This window comes from Pseudarthrobacter sp. 01T43, from assembly GCF_056398665.1.
Map to the genome: position 1 here is coordinate 213,131 of NZ_JBFTPV010000001.1, position 16,411 is coordinate 229,541.

General features: G+C 64.7%; 15 protein-coding genes. 5 read left to right on the top strand and 10 right to left on the bottom strand.

Translation table 11 applies throughout. The features are described from left to right. Positions 1-142: 142 nt before the first annotated feature. The 4 genes from AC1DIM_RS00985 to AC1DIM_RS01000 all read right to left on the bottom strand — a co-directional run bounded on the left by AC1DIM_RS00985 (position 143) and on the right by AC1DIM_RS01000 (position 7,166). Positions 143-1,159, bottom strand: a complete 1,017-nt coding sequence (locus tag AC1DIM_RS00985) for a LacI family DNA-binding transcriptional regulator (RefSeq protein WP_477708627.1) — start codon at positions 1,157-1,159, stop codon at positions 143-145. 203 nt (positions 1,160-1,362) lie between these two features. Continuing rightward, a complete protein-coding gene (locus AC1DIM_RS00990; protein WP_477708628.1) occupies positions 1,363-3,585 on the bottom strand; it encodes a beta-glucosidase in 2,223 nt (740 codons plus the stop codon). 197 nt (positions 3,586-3,782) lie between these two features. Beyond that, positions 3,783-6,746: an exo-alpha-sialidase gene (locus tag AC1DIM_RS00995; RefSeq protein WP_477708629.1), complete on the bottom strand. Its 2,964-nt coding sequence runs from the start codon at positions 6,744-6,746 to the stop codon at positions 3,783-3,785. 234 nt (positions 6,747-6,980) lie between these two features. Beyond that, complete coding sequence (locus tag AC1DIM_RS01000) at positions 6,981-7,166, bottom strand: hypothetical protein (RefSeq protein ID WP_477708630.1); 186 nt, start codon at positions 7,164-7,166, stop codon at positions 6,981-6,983. 275 nt (positions 7,167-7,441) lie between these two features. Here AC1DIM_RS01000 and purS point away from each other — a divergent pair, with 275 nt between their 5' ends. From purS to purL, 3 genes are read left to right on the top strand one after another with little or no spacing between them, the layout of a single operon-like run. After that, positions 7,442-7,693 (top strand): phosphoribosylformylglycinamidine synthase subunit PurS, encoded by a 252-nt coding sequence (gene purS / locus AC1DIM_RS01005; protein WP_066287204.1) that lies wholly within the window; start codon positions 7,442-7,444, stop codon positions 7,691-7,693. Between the two features lies 1 nt (position 7,694). Next, entirely contained in the window at positions 7,695-8,468 is a 774-nt protein-coding gene (purQ, locus tag AC1DIM_RS01010) for a phosphoribosylformylglycinamidine synthase subunit PurQ (RefSeq protein ID WP_477708631.1), read from the top strand. Continuing rightward, entirely contained in the window at positions 8,465-10,774 is a 2,310-nt protein-coding gene (gene purL / locus AC1DIM_RS01015; protein ID WP_477708632.1) for a phosphoribosylformylglycinamidine synthase subunit PurL, read from the top strand. Before purQ ends, purL begins: the two co-directional genes overlap by 4 nt. A 69-nt stretch (positions 10,775-10,843) precedes the next feature. Here purL and AC1DIM_RS01020 read toward each other — a convergent pair whose 3' ends face one another. The 5 genes from AC1DIM_RS01020 to AC1DIM_RS01040 all read right to left on the bottom strand — a co-directional run bounded on the left by AC1DIM_RS01020 (position 10,844) and on the right by AC1DIM_RS01040 (position 13,688). Then, on the bottom strand, positions 10,844-11,785 hold the full coding sequence (locus AC1DIM_RS01020) for a hypothetical protein (RefSeq protein ID WP_477708633.1): 942 nt from the start codon (positions 11,783-11,785) through the stop codon (positions 10,844-10,846). A gap of 116 nt (positions 11,786-11,901) precedes the next feature. Next, positions 11,902-12,195 carry a DUF503 domain-containing protein gene (locus AC1DIM_RS01025; protein ID WP_477708634.1) on the bottom strand — a complete coding sequence of 98 codons (294 nt, stop codon included), beginning with the start codon at positions 12,193-12,195 and terminating at the stop codon, positions 11,902-11,904. 76 nt (positions 12,196-12,271) lie between these two features. Further along, complete coding sequence (locus tag AC1DIM_RS01030; protein WP_477708635.1) at positions 12,272-12,589, bottom strand: putative quinol monooxygenase; 318 nt, start codon at positions 12,587-12,589, stop codon at positions 12,272-12,274. Between the two features lie 138 nt (positions 12,590-12,727). Continuing rightward, positions 12,728-13,276, bottom strand: coding sequence for a DUF1990 family protein (locus AC1DIM_RS01035; protein ID WP_477708636.1), 549 nt, complete (start codon positions 13,274-13,276; stop codon positions 12,728-12,730). Next, complete coding sequence (locus tag AC1DIM_RS01040; RefSeq protein ID WP_477708637.1) at positions 13,269-13,688, bottom strand: MmcQ/YjbR family DNA-binding protein; 420 nt, start codon at positions 13,686-13,688, stop codon at positions 13,269-13,271. Before AC1DIM_RS01040 ends, AC1DIM_RS01035 begins: the two co-directional genes overlap by 8 nt. A gap of 45 nt (positions 13,689-13,733) precedes the next feature. Between AC1DIM_RS01040 and AC1DIM_RS01045 the strand changes: the two genes are divergently transcribed. Further along, on the top strand, positions 13,734-14,762 hold the full coding sequence (locus AC1DIM_RS01045) for an isopenicillin N synthase family dioxygenase (RefSeq protein ID WP_477708638.1): 1,029 nt from the start codon (positions 13,734-13,736) through the stop codon (positions 14,760-14,762). Between the two features lie 33 nt (positions 14,763-14,795). Here the strand turns inward: AC1DIM_RS01045 and AC1DIM_RS01050 are convergent, their stop codons facing one another. Next, complete coding sequence (locus AC1DIM_RS01050; RefSeq protein WP_477708639.1) at positions 14,796-15,221, bottom strand: CoA-binding protein; 426 nt, start codon at positions 15,219-15,221, stop codon at positions 14,796-14,798. 320 nt (positions 15,222-15,541) lie between these two features. On the opposite strand from AC1DIM_RS01050, the gene AC1DIM_RS01055 reads away from it, so the two are divergent. Continuing rightward, positions 15,542-16,357 (top strand): ABC transporter ATP-binding protein, encoded by an 816-nt coding sequence (locus AC1DIM_RS01055; protein WP_477708640.1) that lies wholly within the window; start codon positions 15,542-15,544, stop codon positions 16,355-16,357. Positions 16,358-16,411 lie beyond the last annotated feature (54 nt).

The window sequence follows — 16,411 nt, forward strand, 5'->3', positions numbered from 1 at the left end:
CACGGTGCCGGTCTGGAGCAGCTGGGAACGGCATATCGCATTACAGGTTTTGTAATGCTGTGACCAGCCGTTACAAACAGTACAGAATGAGAGCTCAATATGACATAGAACACATCCGCGTTGTGGGTCAATCATCCAACTTTCAAGCGGATGCCGGAAGACCAGCCGAAACGGACGTCGATCCCCGGACTATGAGGCGCGTTGGCAGGACCAGCGGCTGCCCCGACCGGGGCTGTGCGCCGCGGGCAAACGCCAGCAGGTTGGTTACCGCGCTTGATCCGAGTGCATACAGCGGAGCCTCCACGGTGGTCAGCGAAGGAGCAACGAGGCCCGCTTCGTAGCTGTTGTCGAAGCCCACCACGCTGACCTCTTCCGGAACGCTGATGCATCGCCTTTGGAGAGCGCGGATGAAGCCCATGGCCATCTGGTCGTTATAGGCGATCACCGCGGAGGTCCGGTTTCGCAGCCATTCCAGGGCCGCGTCTTCGCCACCGCGGACGGTGGGTACGCCTGGACCCAGGCGGCGTACGCACAGCTCCAACCCTGAGGCCGCCTCACGCAGGGAACGCCAGCGCATGCCGTCCGCCCACGACGCTTCGGGTCCCGCAAGGTAGGCGATGGTGTGGTGGCCCAGATCCCGCAGGTGCTCGGCTGCACGCATCATCCCGCGGGCATTGTCCGAGACTGCGCTGGGCACATCAGAGACGACCCTGTTCATCACGATGGTGGGCTTTTGCCTGGCAATCATCCGGATGGCGAGGTCCGGCATCCGGGAACTCGTCAGGACAATCCCGTCCACCGCGGGCAACAGCCGCTCAATGGCGAGGTGTTCCTGCTGTTCGGATTCCCGGGTGTGCGCAAGCAGCATCACGTAGCCGCTTGCAGCCGCGGCAGCCTCCGCACCGCGGGCCATTTCGGCAAATGCCGGGTTACGCATGTCCGCGATGACCAGGGCGATCACCGAACGTTTTTCGCCGCTTGTGTAAACGCCGCCGCGGACGTGCGTAGACCTGTATCCAACCTCTGCGGCGGCGGCAAAGATGCGCTCCGCGGTGCTGTGGCTAACGCGGCCGGGACGGGCGAAGGCCCGCGAAACCGTTGAGGGGGAAACTGCGGCGGCACGCGCCACGTCGTAAATGGTGGGCAGGCTTTGGTCCATCAAAGGTCCACCTTCTCTCATCTTCGAGAGCCGCGGAATACGACTTATCAGATCATGCAACCGGTTGCCTTGCTTGTCAACCAATTTGACAACTACGTCACCTCTATTACTCCGGGGAAACGCCCGGGGCCGGCGCTCCTTCGGCTTGAGGGAGCGCCGGCCCCGGGGACAGGATGTACTACTGGTCAGTCGAAAGCAGGAGGCTATTTTCCGCCCGGCGTCCGGATGGTGATGCTCTGCTGCAGTGCGACGTTGTCTGAGGAGTTGCCCACGTACACGGTGTAGTCGCCATTGGGGGTTGACCACTTGTCCGTTGCCTCGTCCCAGACCGACAACGGGTGATTCGCTGCACCGGGATCGATGGTCACTGTGACGCGCTTCTTCTCGCCCGGGTTCAGCATGACCTTGTCGAACCCGACCAGGCGCTTCGGCGGCTGGTTCGCCGAGGCCGGCAGGCCCAGATAGACCTGGCCCACTTCGGCACCGGCAACGTCGCCTGTGTTCTTGATGAAGAAGGACACATCGATCTGGTGCGTGCCATCGGTCTTCTTCGGTGTCACAACAAGCTTCGAGATCTCGAAATCGGTGTAGGACAGGCCGTGCCCGAACGCGAAGGTCGGCTTGACCTTGTTGGCGTCGTACCAGCGGTACCCCATTTCCAAGCCCTCGCTGTAGGTGGCAGTCAGCGGGAGCGGGCCGGCGCCGTCGGGGTCAATGCCCGGGAACTGGGCAGTCGTGGCGAATGCCGCTTCGCGTTCCTGGGTGGGAAAACTGATGGGCAGTTTGCCGGACGGGTTTTCAATGCCGAACAGCAGATTGGCCACAATATTGCCGTCCTCCTGCGCCGGGTACCAGGCTTCGAGGACAGCCGGAACCTTGTCAAGCCACGGGAGCAGCACCGCGCCGCCGTTCTTGAGCACAACAACGGTATTGGGATTTGCGGCGACCACCGCCGCCACCAGGGCGTCCTGGTCCACCCCGTCCCGGACGGGCAGTGCAAGTGAGGCGCGGTCAACGCCTTCGCGCGAGATGTCACCGACCATCACGACGGCGACGTCGGACGTTGCTGCCAGGGCGGCGGCGGCGGCGATGTCAGTGGCGTTGTTATAGGTGACCGTGGCGTTTGAACCGAGCGCGTTGAGGGCGTTGTTCAGGCCCTGCTCGGGAGTCACCGTGTAGGGGGAGGTCACGACGATGGCGTCGGAGGGTCCCTGGGAGTTGAATTTCGCGGCACCGGCGAAGGTCGGGGCGCCGATCAAGGCCACAGTGTTGAGTGCGTTCGCCTTCAGCGGCAGGGTGCGGTTGGTGTTCTTCAGCAGTACGCTGCCCTTCTCGCCGATGTCCTGGATCCGCTGTCCGTTGGTGGCGAAGTCGATGGGCGTCAGGGAATTGATCGGGTCATCGAACTGTCCGAGTTCGAACATCACGGTGAAGCGGCGGTGGAGTTGCTGGTCGATGTCGGCTTCCACAAGCTCGCCCGATGCGAGCGCCGCCTTAATGAATTCGGGGGTGAACCAGCGCGGGCTGGCGAACTCCAGATCAAGGCCCGCCTTGATCGCGGGGGCGGTGCTGTGGGTTGCCCCGCGGTCAGACATGACGTATCCCTCGAAGCCGAGGTCGTCGCGGAGCCAGTCGGTCAGCAGCTCCTTGTTCTCACAGGCGTATACGCCGTTCAGGTGCGGGTACGAGCACATCACCGACGCCAGGTTGGCTTCCTGGATGGTCATTTCGAACGGCAGCAGGTAGAGCTCGTGCATGGTCCGGTCATCCACGATGGTGTCCATCGTGTTCCGGCCGGTTTCCTGTTCGTTGGCGGCGAAGTGTTTGGCCACCGACTGGACCCCCTGGGCCTGCACGGCGTTCACCTGGGCGACGGCCATGACACCGGCGAGGTATGGGTCTTCGCCGAAGTACTCGAAGTTGCGGCCGGCGTTGGCCACACGGCCCAGGTTGATTCCGGGCGTGAGCAACACGTTGTGGGCACTCGCACGGGTTTCCTGGCCGATGATGTCTCCCCACGCCGTCGAAACGGCGGGATCGAAGGACGAGGCAACGGTCAAGGCGCTGGTCAGGCCGGTGGAAGTTGGTGCCACCAGGCAGTCGCCATTGCCGAACGGTCCGTTGGTCATGCGGAGGGTGGGAATGGCGAGCTCGGGGATGCCTTCGACGTGGCGGCCCTGTGCTGAAAAGGCGCAGTTGGGGATGGTGGTGTTGGCCACGGGCTTCATGGCAATCTGCTGGACTTTCTGGTCGAGCGTCATCGCGTGAATCAGCAGGTCCGAACGCTGCCCGGCCGCAAGGGCCTTGTTCATCCACGGCAGGTCCTCGGCGGTGGCGGCAGTCGGCACTGTGAACCCCAGCGCCAACGCCACCACCATGCCCACGCGGAGGGTTCTACTGACCCTCTTCCGTGTGGTTGTTTCCATGTCTCATATCTCCTTTGATTGGACACCATGGGTCACTTGCTGGGAGTTCCCCGGGCAAATCCATTGAGTCGGCTGAGGGTCCGCCCGGTCAAGGAGTTGCCATGAGTTGCCACGGAAAAGGCCCCCTTCGTGGGCGGGACCCGGGACGAGCCCGGCCCACGAGGGAGCCTTCCGCGGTGTTACGGAACCAGCCGGACTCAGCCCTTGGGCGTCACCTGCAGCCGGTCAAAGGAAACCTGTTTGCCGTCCTTGTCCAGGACCACCACGTCGTCGCGGCCGTTCTTTACGTCGGAGGGCAGGATGAACTCCACCGTGTTGTCCGTGGTGGGGAAGAGCCAGCCGATGCGGTAGCTCTTTTTGTTCAGGTAAACGTAGTACCACTGGCCGTAGTCGAGGCCCTTCAGCGTGACTTTCTGGCCGTTGCGGTACTTGTCAAGGGTCCCCAGGTCGAAGGGAGCGGTCAGCCCTTCGAGGTCCTTGACGGCCAGGGCGGGGTCCGTTGCGGGCTGCGCCGGCTGCAGATTCAGAACCACATCAGCACCGGATACCGAGGCTGTGACGGCCTTGGCGCCGTTGGAAGCGCTGGCCTGGAAGGAGACAGCGCCGAGCTTGCCTGCCGCGATGTCGGCTTCCGTCAGGACATGCTCACGGGTTGCCGTCACCGTGCCACCCACGGCCAGGACGTCCTGGCTGATGGAAGCGTCCGGGGCAGTGAGGCCAGTCAGGGCGACGTTGCCGGCGTTGCCCACGGTGAACGTGTAGACAACAGTGTCACCCACGCTGGCGAAGCGGCTGCCGTCGGCGTCGTTCCACTCGGCAGTGACGGTCCCTGCCAACTGGGCGTCGCGTACCTTCAGGTCCACCTCGCCGCCGTCGATCGTGTACGTCCTGGTGGCCTGGCCCGCGGCGCTGATCTCCCACGTGGTCCGGGGAACGAAGAAGCCCTGGTCGGCTTCCTCTCCGGTCACGGTGTGCCGCGGAGTGGCGCAGGTGTAGCCTTGCCCGGCCGGCAGGGCACTGTAGCGGCAGTTCCCCGGACCGTCCGGAACGAACGGGCTGAAGTTGCCCGCGGTGGGGACCACCTTCTCCAGGAGCGGACTCGGGTTCGCCACGGTGAACGTGTACGGAACCGAGTCACCTGCAGCGTACGGCTGGGTGCCAAGATCACGTCCGGTATCGGCACGCGCGCCGCTGATGTCCGCGGCCAGCAGATCGTCACGCAGGGCGACTGCAGCGCCCGTGAACGGGACCGTCTTCGTGAGCGACGGCGTCGAGCTGGCGGTAATGCTAAAGCTCGCCTCCGGTACGAAGTAGCCACGTTCGACGTCGGCCGCCGTCACCACGTGTTTGGCCGTGGTGCAGTTGTAGCTGGCACCGGCAGCCAGGTTGTTGAACCGGCAGTTTGGGGCCGTCGGCGGCAGGAAGCCGGAGTCGAAGGTCCCGGCCACCGGGACCGCGTTGGCGGTGACGTTGGCAGTGCTCTTAACGGTCAGTGCGTAGGTCAGGGCCTCGCCGGCCTGGTAAGGGCTGGCGACCACATCGCGGGCGGGAGCCGTTCCGGTGATCGCGAGGCCCACCTGCGGGGCCACCGGAACGGTGGCGGTGAAGGTGAACTGCGAAACCCGGCCGTCCGCCGTCGTGAAGGCCGCGTTGAGGTTTTGCGGGCCGCTGGCGTTCGCGGGTGCGGTCAGGGCAACGGTGACTGTGGCAGACGCGCCGGGAGCGACGTCGGGAACGGGTACCGTGGTGGCGTTCCAGCCACTGGGGGTGTAGACCGTGGCGTTGGCGCCCGAGAGGGTGGCGGCCTCCTGGTTGGTCATGGTGACGGCTACCTGCGACGTGGCGCCCGGTGCGGTGGTGACTGCGGGGACGGACAGCGGCGCGCACGCGTAATTCAGCCAGGCGTCGTCGAACTTGGCGAACTGGATATTGTCCGTGTAGTTGCCCTCGTACAGGACGCCGAACTTGCCGTCCTCCAGCCGGGACACGGTGGAGTAGGCGGAGAAGCCAGAGCGGATGGTGCGCACGCCGGGCCAGGTGGCACCGTCGTCGCAGGAGACCCGGGCTGAAACGTTCTCGCGGCCGGTCTTGGTGTTGGAGTTGGTGAAGATGAGCTTGCTGGCGTCGGCTGAGCCCTGCGCCGCCGAGGGGAACATGCGGGCAATGGCACCGTTGTTGGCCGGATCGGGCAGTTCAGTGTCCTGGGTCACGGGCCCGTAGGTGGCGCCGCCGTCGGAGGAGATGGCCACCTTGCGGTAGCCCTGGTTGGCGTTGTCCCGGGAGTTCAGCAGAACGCGGCCGTCTGAGAGTTCAACGGTCTTGTTCTCATCCATCCGGTCCCCCACGTTGGCACCTTTGTGCCAGGTGACGCCGTGATCGTCCGAGTAGACGCTGTAGGCCTGGATCCTGTTGGTGCCGTCTGCCTGGCGGACATCGCCGGCGTATTGCTGGATGAGCCGGCCCTTGTACTGGCCGTACTTGAGCTGGATCCCTTCACCGGAGGACGCGAAGTTGGAACGGACATCGCCGGCCACGGGGCTGGTCTTGCTGGTGCCCGGTTTCGTGACATTGGTAATGAGCCGCGGCTGGCTCCAGGTGACGCCGCCGTCCGAGGACTCGATCACAGCGGAGGAGATGACTGTGCGGTCGGCGTCGTTGTTGCCGAACTGGCTTCCGCCAAAGCCCTGGTCCTTGGAGTAGACGAAGAACCCGAAGACTTTGCCGGCTACCTCGTCGTAGATATAGGAGGGGTCGCTGTAGCCGTACTTCGGAGTGCTGGCATCGCCTACAGATCCTGCGGCGATGACCTGCACAGAGCCCCAGGTCTGGCCGCCGTCAGTGCTGCGGCGTTGCACGATCGAGTTGGCATTGGGGGCATCCGCGGCACTGCCGGGACGTCCGTCCCAGGCGGCGAGGACCACGTTGTTGCCGAGGTAGGTCAAGGCGGGGATCCGGTAGAAGAAGTTGGCCGCTGTGCGGTCTGCACCAATATTGGCCTCGGTGAAGCCGCCGGGCGCTGACGCCGGGTTGCTCGGCGGGATCGGGGCGGCCTGCGTGGCAACGCCGGTTCCTGCCAGCAGTGCCAGTGCCACCAGGCCGGCTCCTGCCGTGCGGGCAACCCGCCTTCGTCGGCTCCGTGGGGTGAAAATTCGCAAGTTCATGTCCTTTCAAGGCACCGCAAAGCGCGGCGGAATCGGGAGAATTTGCCGTGCGGGCGGTCTTACCCTCAAGGGATACCACGTGCCACATACGACATCCTATGACCATAATGTGTAGAGCGTCACATGGCTAGGAGATTCCGAAAGATGCGCAGGTGAGCGCCCTGGCGCATACGGAAAAGCGGGCGCCCCTTTGGGGACGCCCGCTTCGATAATCCTGGTTCTGTGGGGGTTGGCCTACTGCCTGGGGGTGCGCACCACGTCGCTGATCCACTGGCGGGTCTTTTCGTCTACGGGGCCGGCAATGCGGGTTTCCCGGGCCGCCCGGTCGGCTTTGATCTTCTGCATGACCATGCGGCCTAACCCGGCGAATACAGCCAGGGCCATCACCGGTAACAGTACGGATTTCGATTTCTCAGCCATTCCGCCATCCTAGTGACGCTGCCTCCGCGGGGCCAGAGCCGCCGTCGTTATTCCACTCCCGGAGGGACCTCAGCGGCCGATGAGAGTGACGGGGCCCACCGAATACGGGGTCCGGGGCTCAGGCCGGTAGAATGAGCTAGCAAGCTCGCGGAGCGCCCGTCCTCACTGTTAAAGGCACTGTTCAAAACAGCAGGTCCCCCAACATTTCTGGAACGGCGTAAGACGGCACCACTCCGCTGCGCCCTTACCCAAAGCTCACGCACAGGAGTTGCCGGATGCCCCGGATCGTTGTTGACGTCATGCCCAAGCCCGAGATTCTGGACCCGCAGGGGAAGGCCATCGTGGGTGCACTGCCCCGCCTGGGCTTCACCGGCTTTAGCTCTGTCCGCCAGGGCAAGCGTTTTGAACTGACGGTCGACGGCGAGGTGACGGACGCGATCCTGGCCCAGGCCCGCGAAGCGGCCGAGACCCTGCTGTCCAACCCCGTGATCGAGGACGTCGTCAACGTCGAGGTCGTCGAGGCCTGACATGACTGAGCTTCCTTTGATCGGCGAGGCAGTCGCCGTCGCCGCCAATCCGCGGCTCGCAGGTGCCCGCATCGGCGTCGTGACCTTCCCCGGCACGCTGGACGACCGCGACGCCGCGCGCGCGGTCCGCCTGGCCGGCGGCACCGCAGTGCCGCTCTGGCACGCGGACACCACCCTGGGTGACGTTGACGCCGTCGTGATTCCCGGCGGTTTCTCCTACGGTGACTACCTTCGCGCCGGCGCGATCGCCCGCTTCGCTCCGCTGATGGCCAAAATCATCGACGCCGCGAACTCCGACGCCAAGCTGCCTGTCCTGGGCATCTGCAACGGCTTCCAGATCCTGACCGAGTCGCACCTGCTGCCCGGCTCCATGATCAARAACGACCATCTGAAGTTCCTGTGCCGCGACCAGGTCCTGCGGGTTGAGAACAGCAACACCGCGTGGACCCTGGACTACGAGGMCGGCCAGGARATCACKGTKCCGCTGAAGAACCAGGAYGGCCAGTACATCGCCGACGAAAAAACCCTGGACGCGCTCGAGGCCGAAGGCCGCGTGGCTTTCCGCTACGTGGGCTKCAACCCGAACGGCTCACGCCGCGACATCGCCGGCATCTCCAACGCCGCCGGCAACGTGGTGGGCCTCATGCCCCACCCGGAGCACGCCACAGAGGTTGGCTTCGGCCCCGAATCCCTGGACGGCATCGGCGGGTCCGATACCGACGGCCTCGGCTTCTTCACCTCCGTACTGAACAAGATTGTGGGAGGCGCCAAGTGACCACGGAAACCAGCAAGAAGTTCAACATCGACACGGTGGAGAACGCTGCCAAGACCCCGGACACCGAACTGCCCTGGGCCGAACTGGGCCTGAAGCAGAACGAGTTCGATGAGGTAGTTAAGGTCCTGGGCCGCCGCCCCACCGGCGCCGAACTGGCCATGTACTCCGTCATGTGGAGCGAGCACTGCTCCTACAAGTCCTCGAAGAACCACCTGCGCCAGTTCGGCGACAAGGTGACCGACGAGATGAAGAAGGACATGCTGGTGGGCATCGGCGAAAACGCCGGCGTCACCAACCTGGGCGACGGCTGGGCCGTGACCTTCAAGATAGAATCCCACAACTCGCCGTCGTTCGTTGAGCCCTACCAGGGTGCGGCAACCGGCATCGGCGGCATTGTCCGCGACATCATCTCCATGGGCGCCCGTCCCGTGGCCGTGATGGATCCGCTGCGCTTCGGTGCCATCGACCACCCGGACACCGCCCGCGTTATGCACGGTGCCGTGGCAGGCATCGGCGGCTACGGCAACTCGCTGGGCCTGCCGAACATCGGCGGCGAAATGGTCTTCGACTCCATCTACCAGGGCAACCCGCTGGTCAACGCGCTGGCCGTTGGCGTGATGCGCCACGAGGACATCCGCCTCGCGAACGCCTCGGGCAAGGGCAACAAGGTGGTCCTGTTCGGTGCCCGCACCGGCGGCGACGGCATTGGTGGCGCCTCGGTGCTGGCCTCGGAGTCCTTCGATGACACCAAGCCTTCCAAGCGCCCGGCCGTGCAGGTGGGTGACCCCTTCGCCGAGAAGGTCCTGATCGAGTGCTGCCTGGAGCTGTTCAAGGGCTCCCTCGTTGAGGGTATCCAGGACCTCGGCGCGGCGGGCATCTCCTGCGCCACGTCCGAACTGGCATCCAACGGCGACGGCGGCATGCAGGTTGAGCTGACCTCCGTGCTGCTGCGCGACCCCACGCTGACTCCGGGCGAAATCCTGATGTCCGAGTCGCAGGAACGCATGATGGCCGTGGTCACCCCGGAGAACATCGAAGCCTTCGAAGCTGTGATGGAAAAGTGGGCCGTGGAGTACTCCTGGCTCGGCGAGGTCACCGACACCGGCCGCCTCATCATCACGTGGGACGGCGTCGTCATCGTGGACGTTGACCCGCGCACCGTGGCACACGACGGCCCGGTCTACGACCGCCCATATGCCCGTCCCTCATGGCAGGACTCGGTCCAGTCCGATTCCTTCACCGGCTCCGTGCAGGACGCCGGCCGCCCCGCCGGCCCCGCGGAACTGGCTGCCGCCGTCACCGAGCTCGTGGCCTCACCGAACATGTGCTCCAAGGCATGGATCACCAACCAGTACGACCGCTACGTCGGCGGCAACACCGCCATGGCGTTCCCGGACGATGCCGGCGTGGTCCGGGTGGACGAGGAAACCGGCCTGGGCGTTGCCCTGGCCACCGACGCCAACGGCCGCTACACCTACCTGGATCCGTACTACGGCGCGCAGCTGGCCCTGGCCGAGGCCTACCGCAACGTGGCCACCTCCGGCGCCGTGCCGATGGCCGTCAGCGACTGCCTGAACTTCGGCTCCCCCGAGGACCCGGACGTCATGTGGCAGCTCGCCGAAGCCATCCGCGGCCTGTCCGATGCCTGCATGGAGCTCGGCATCCCGGTCACCGGCGGCAACGTCTCGCTGTACAACCAGACCGGAACCACCCCCATCCACCCCTCCCCCGTGGTGGCAGTGCTGGGCAAGCTCGACGACGTCGCGCGCCGCACGCCGTCAGGCTGGCGTGAGGACGGGATGGCCATTTACCTGCTGGGTACAACAGCGGCTGAACTGGATGGTTCCGAGTGGGCCAACATGCGCGGCCACCTTGGCGGACTTCCGCCCAAGGTTGACCTCGCCGCCGAGCGCGCGCTGGGTGAAATCCTGATCAATGCCTCCCGCGACGGCATGGTGGACTCCGCCCACGACCTCTCCGAAGGCGGCCTCGCGGCAGCACTCGTGGAGTCCTCACTGCGCTACGGCGTGGGTGCCCGGATCGCGCTGCAGGACGTCCTGGACCGCGACGGAGTTGACCTGTTCACGGCCCTGTTCTCCGAGTCCCAGGGCCGCGCAATTGTTGGCGTGCCCCGCTCCGAGGAAGTCCGCTTTAAGGACATGTGCACGGCCCGCGGCTTTGCCCACGTCCGGATCGGCGTGGTGGACGCCGCGAGCAACCAGCTGGAGATCAACGGCGTGGACACCATGTCGCTGGAGGCCCTCCGCGAAGCCCACGAAGGGACGCTGCCGAAGTACTTCGGCTAACCCCTTCCTCGATTGCTCCGTAAACGCCCTTTTGAACCCTCAAAACGGCGGTTACGGAGCAATCGTTACTTAATGGCCCTTTCGCCAGCCCGCCTGGATCAAGGCCGTGCGGATTTTGGCCACCGCGGGCTTGGCGTCGTTCAGCATGTGCCGCTTCGAGATGCGGACCTCAGTCCATCCCAGGGCCTGGTAGTTCTCGGAACGGGCAATGTCCCGGACGATCTGCCCGTCCTCACCGTGGTGTTCGCCTTCATACTCCACCCCGATCCGGTACTTCCGATACGACAGGTCCGGCTCGTGATGCCTCACGCCATCTTCCGAAATGATGGGCACGTTTAACTCCGGTTCCGGCAGCCCGGCCCTCACGATAGCCAGGCGAAGCAGTGTTTCCCGCGGCGAGTCCGAACCCACCCGGATGAGTTTGATGGCTTCCTTGGCCTTACGCAGGCCGCGCTTTCCCTTATGCCTGTCGATCATCCTCTGAAGGTCGGCCAGACTACACAGGGGCATGTCCCGTTCCTCAAAGGACACCCGCGGTACTCGAACGCAGCTGTCTCCCATGGCCACAAGCTCGTCCACCGTCAGCATTTCCGCCATGTCCAGCCACGTCCGCTCCGGTGTGGTTACGGGAATCCCGTCAACTGTGGTGACCTCGTCGCTATAGAGCTTCATTCGGTGCACGATGACATGCGGCCTGTTCAGGTGTGCCGAGCCCTCAGGCCTGGTCACATGAAACATCGCTGGATTCCCTGTCTGCTGACGGCGCGGCAGCACGAGCATCTCCGCCGCGGTGACGTGCGACGCGGCGCATCGCTCGTTGACCTCGATGAAGGGCCGGACCCTGTCACTCAAAGGGAGCTCCGCCGTCGGGATTTCCGACCGGATTCCCTTGCCGAGGCGCTTTAGTGCCGGGTGTCGCAGTCGCTTCTGCGACACCCCGGCGCGCGCCGCCTCAACCACTGTGAACGGGCGGTCCTGTAATTCCGCAGGCAGCGGGCGCGGGGTCTTCATGGCTTCATCAGAGCAGAAGACGGCGAACACTGCAGAAGTTATCCACACCCTTCATCGATTGCTCCGCAGGCGCCCTTTTGACGCTTCAAAAGGGCCGGTACGGAGCAATCGATGGGTCAGTCCTCGCTGTGGAGCTCCCGCTGCCGGGCACTGAGCAGTTCAAGCTCCGGGCGCGCGGCCACAAAACGTTCGACGGCGGTGAGCACCTCCACGAGGTGCGCCCGGTCCGCTGCCACGAGTCCTGCGCCCACTTGCGAGCGCCGGTACTGATCGTGGTCCCCCACCTCGGCAACTGAGACATCGAAGCGGCGCTTGACCTCAGCGAGCAGCGGCCTGATGACGGAACGTTTTTCCTTCAGGCTCTGGACATCTCCCAGGAGGATGTCGAATTCAATCCAGCCAACCCACATGCACTTATCGTATCGATTGCTCCGTAACCGCCGTTATGAAGCGTCAAAAGGGCCGCTACGGAGCAATCGATGGGGGTCAGATGGTGAGTTCGCCCATCCGGTCCCAGCCCTCGCCGTCGAGCTGGCGGCTGATGATCCGGGGTGTTTCGGCCAGGGCCTGCGGCATGGCAGCCATGGCCTGCTTGAAGTGCGCGCTGTTGACGTGGTCCCCGGCGGCATCGTCCTTGAAGGCTTCCACCAGGACAAACTCGTTCGGATCATCCACGCTGCGGGACCAGTCGAACCAGAGGTTCCCGGGCTCCTCCCGGGTAGCCTTCGTAAAGTCGTCCACGAGACCGAGCCAGCGCCCGGACCAGTCGGGCTTGACCTTGAACTTAACCACGATAAAGATCATGGGTTTCCTTCCGTTGGTGATGGTTAAACTACCCAGCCGAGGCCATGGCGTCCCGGAAACGCTGTTCGGACAGTCCGGGATCCTCAAAATTCCATAGGCGGTCAAGGGTCTCTTGGTCCAGCATGTACCTTCTCCTGATCAGCTTTCACCTGCGGCGAGTTGGCGTGCCCCTTCAACGTATCGCGAAGTGACGTGCCGCTGCGCCGCCCTGGTCACCAGGCCACCACTGCGGTAGAACCAGTTGGCCGGCCTGCTGAATGCAGTGATCTTCAAAAACACCCGCCCGGTGTCGTCGATCTCCACCTCAAAGGCCTCTTCGCCACGCGCCGGATGGCCGGGAAGCGTTCCGTACCCGAACCCAGCCGACTGCGGCCCCTCGCCCGGTACCGGCCGCCGGACCCACACCACTTCACACGGTGCGTTGATGCGGAAAGGCCCGACGCCGAATCCGCTCACCACGCGTGTTCCCGGCCGGACGACGTCGGACTCCGCCCGGACCCGCAGCCCCGACCTGCGCTGAAGCTCCCACGTCAGGATTCCATGCGCCACCCGGCGGTAGAGCCCCAGCCCGTCACCAAGGTAGACCTGGGACACCAGGGACGGGTACCCCGCCGGCGGCCGGCCATTCTCGGTGGCGCCGACACCGGGGTAATCGAGCCGGCCTCCGGCCAGGCGCTTTTCAGCCAACGGGGCCCTCCGGGGAGGCGGTCAACCTGGCCCAGCCCAGCTGCTCCTGTTGCTTCCTGCTCAGGGTGGCCACCACCAGGTCGTAGGAGTCCTCCACCATGTCGCGGACCATGGCGTCCGGGAGGTCCCCGTCCAGCCGCACGCCATTCCAGTGTGTTTTGTTCATGTGCCAGGCACCGGTAATTTCCGGGTGGGCCGTACGCAGCTGCTCGGCCAACGCGGGCTCACACTTCAGGCTCACCGACCAGTCCGCCTGGTCCAGGGCGGACAATGCGAACATCTTCGCTTCGTGCCGGACTCCCCCGGAAACGGCGGCGCGGACCTTGAAGACCGACGTCTCCGGACCAAAGGGAAAATCCTCGAAGGTGCCCGGAAACGACAGGCAGAAGGCCTTCAGTTGTGCTGCGTCCATGGAGCGAGCCTACAAAGCCCAACCCGGCGGTGCTAGTCTGCGAAGATGTCACCCGATCCGGCAACCATTCCAGTTCTCGATATGAGCGCCGCCCGCCAACCGTACGGTTCGTTCAGTCCGGAATTCATTGACCAACTGCGGGATGCCGCACACAACGTGGGTTTCTTCCAGATCACCGGCTACGGGGCCGCCCCCGGCCAGGCCGAGGAACTCCTGGCCCTCATCAAGCGCTTCTTCAACCTGCCCATCGACGAGCGGATGAAGCTGGACAACAGGCTCTCACCACATTTCCGCGGCTATACCCGGATGGGTACCGAAGTCACCCAGGGCAGGGCCGATGCGCGCGAGCAGATCGACTACTCACCGGAACGCGAGCCCGTCCCGGACTACCCGGCAGACCAGCCCTACTGGCTGCTGCAGGGGCACAACATGTGGCCGGATGAAGCGTTGCCGGAGCTGAAGACGGCCGCCATGGCCTGGGCTGACCTGATGTCCAGCGTCGGCATGGAGCTGCTCCGCGGCATCGCGGTCTCCCTCGGACTGCCCGAGGACCACTTTGATGAGCCTTTTGGTGATGAACCCGCCTGGATGGGCAAGCTGGTGCACTACGTTGGCGGCGTGGTGGAAGCAGCCGGCGATCAGGGTGTGGGTTCCCACGCCGACTATGGTTTTGTCACCCTCCTGCTCCAGGACGAGGTCGGCGGGCTGGAAGTCCTGCCGCCGGGGACCACCGAGTGGGCAACTGTTGAGCCGATTCCCGGTGCGCTCGTGGTGAACCTTGGCGAGATGCTGGAGGTGGCCACCGAAGGGTACCTGGCTGCCACCATCCACAGAGTCAAGGCCCCGCCGCCCGGCGTGGACCGCTACTCCGTACCGTTTTTCTGGTCCCCGCGGCTGGACGCCGTCATCGATCCGGTGCCGCTGCCGCCGGAGCTGAAGGCGCAGGCACGGGGGCTCTCTGACGACCCGGCCAACCCGATGCTGGCATCTTTCGGACTGAACATGCTCAAGGGCAGGATGCGCGCGCACCCTGATGTCACGGAACGCCACTACCCGGAGCTGATGCAGCGCTGACCGCTGGCCGAGGCGCGGCCCCCGCAGGTCTAGTCAGAGGTTATATTTCCATGCCTGCTGCGCGGGGCAGACGTTCATCACCACGTCCAGGCCAGCGGCTTTGGCCCGATCGGCGGCTGCCTCGTCAATGACGCCCAACTGAAGCCACACAGCTTTTGCGCCGGCCGCGATCGCCTGGTCAACCACCGCGCCGACTTTCTGCGAATTCACAAAGCAGTCGACGACGTCGACGGGTTGCTTATCCGCCGGAATGTCGTGGAGGGTGCGGTACCCGGTTTCGCCGTGCACCGGGTCCCCGGGCAGGTTCACCGGAATGATCTCCATCCCCAGCCTGTCCCGGATAAAGAGAGACGTATCGTAGGCGGCGCGCCACTCGTTGGTGGTCAGGCCCACGATGGCCCACCGCCCTTTGGTTCGCATAAGGCGCTCTATGACTGCAGGATCGTTGGTGTGGCCCATGCCCCCAGCCTACGCCGCTTTCCCAAAGTACCGAATGCCGAATTTTCGGGCGACGAAATGCCATTCCGTAACATGTGAACGAACATTACGCGTGGACAGCCGCTGATTTGGATTGTTTGATTCGCATCGGGTGTAGTGGGAGTGACCATCCCGAGCGGCCGAGAGACCTGGATCGTTGAAGCCGCAGCAACCCTGGTCAGTGTGGGCCCCCATCGCGCACGCTGATAGCAAGGAAAAAGCCTTGGGTACCCGGAGCTGACCACTCCGCTAAGAGGCTGGACTCCGTAGGGTGCTACTGCCAGGACCGATGGAGTGATCCTATGACTGCAGTCCTGTCTCCCGAGCGTGCCGGCGACCATACCGGCACTTCCTCCGCTCTTCCCGTGTCCTTCCGGGGCCTGCGCCGAACCTTCGGAACCGGCGATGCCGCCCATACCGTGCTGCAGGACGTCACTTTCGACGTTGCAGCAGGAGAGGTGCTGGCCATCCTGGGCCCGTCCGGCTGCGGCAAATCGACGCTGTTGCGCGCTGCTGCCGGGCTGGATTCTCCCAGCGCCGGTTCCGTCGTCATCCAGGACACCCCCGTCCAAGGCATCGATCCCCGGTGCGCCTTTGCCTTCCAGGAGCCAAGGCTGCTGCCTTGGCACACGCTGCAGGCCAACGTGGCCATCGGCCTTCCCACGGGCTGCAGCGCCAAGGAAGGCAAAGCCAAGGTCTCCAGGCTGCTTGAGCTGGTAGGACTGGACAGCTTCGCCAAGCACCGCCCCCGCGAAGTGTCCGGCGGGATGGCCCAGCGGGCCTCCCTGGCGCGGGCCCTGGCACGAAACCCCGGTGTCCTGCTGCTCGACGAACCCTTCGGCGCACTGGACGCACTGACCCGCATCAGGATGCAGGACCTGCTCCTTAACGTCCATGAGGCCGAGCCCACCACAGTGCTCCTGGTCACCCATGACGTTGATGAGGCCCTGCAACTGGCAGACCGGATCATCGTCCTGGGCGCAGCCGACGCCGGCCAGGGTGCCACGATCCTCCGGACCGTCAGAGTCCCCGGCGAACGGCCCCGCGCCCGCGCTTCGGCAGAACTCGCCGCCTTGCGCATTTCCCTCCTCGCCAGCCTGGGCGTGGACGGGCACTGACGCCCGCCACGGCAAGGCCAGCAACGAACCACCTCCCCTCTCATCCACTCACGC

What these genes read in the sequence shown, in the direction of transcription:
- AC1DIM_RS00985 (WP_477708627.1), bottom strand. Translation starts at nt 1,159, where the DNA reads ATGGACCAAAGCCTGCCCACCATTTACGACGTGGCGCGTGCCGCCGCA.
- AC1DIM_RS00990 (WP_477708628.1), bottom strand. Translation starts at nt 3,585, where the DNA reads ATGGAAACAACCACACGGAAGAGGGTCAGTAGAACCCTCCGCGTGGGC.
- AC1DIM_RS00995 (WP_477708629.1), bottom strand. Translation starts at nt 6,746, where the DNA reads ATGAACTTGCGAATTTTCACCCCACGGAGCCGACGAAGGCGGGTTGCC.
- AC1DIM_RS01000 (WP_477708630.1), bottom strand. Translation starts at nt 7,166, where the DNA reads ATGGCTGAGAAATCGAAATCCGTACTGTTACCGGTGATGGCCCTGGCT.
- purS (WP_066287204.1), top strand. Translation starts at nt 7,442, where the DNA reads ATGCCCCGGATCGTTGTTGACGTCATGCCCAAGCCCGAGATTCTGGAC.
- AC1DIM_RS01020 (WP_477708633.1), bottom strand. Translation starts at nt 11,785, where the DNA reads ATGAAGACCCCGCGCCCGCTGCCTGCGGAATTACAGGACCGCCCGTTC.
- AC1DIM_RS01025 (WP_477708634.1), bottom strand. Translation starts at nt 12,195, where the DNA reads ATGTGGGTTGGCTGGATTGAATTCGACATCCTCCTGGGAGATGTCCAG.
- AC1DIM_RS01030 (WP_477708635.1), bottom strand. Translation starts at nt 12,589, where the DNA reads ATGATCTTTATCGTGGTTAAGTTCAAGGTCAAGCCCGACTGGTCCGGG.
- AC1DIM_RS01040 (WP_477708637.1), bottom strand. Translation starts at nt 13,688, where the DNA reads ATGGACGCAGCACAACTGAAGGCCTTCTGCCTGTCGTTTCCGGGCACC.
- AC1DIM_RS01045 (WP_477708638.1), top strand. Translation starts at nt 13,734, where the DNA reads ATGTCACCCGATCCGGCAACCATTCCAGTTCTCGATATGAGCGCCGCC.
- AC1DIM_RS01050 (WP_477708639.1), bottom strand. Translation starts at nt 15,221, where the DNA reads ATGGGCCACACCAACGATCCTGCAGTCATAGAGCGCCTTATGCGAACC.
- AC1DIM_RS01055 (WP_477708640.1), top strand. Translation starts at nt 15,542, where the DNA reads ATGACTGCAGTCCTGTCTCCCGAGCGTGCCGGCGACCATACCGGCACT.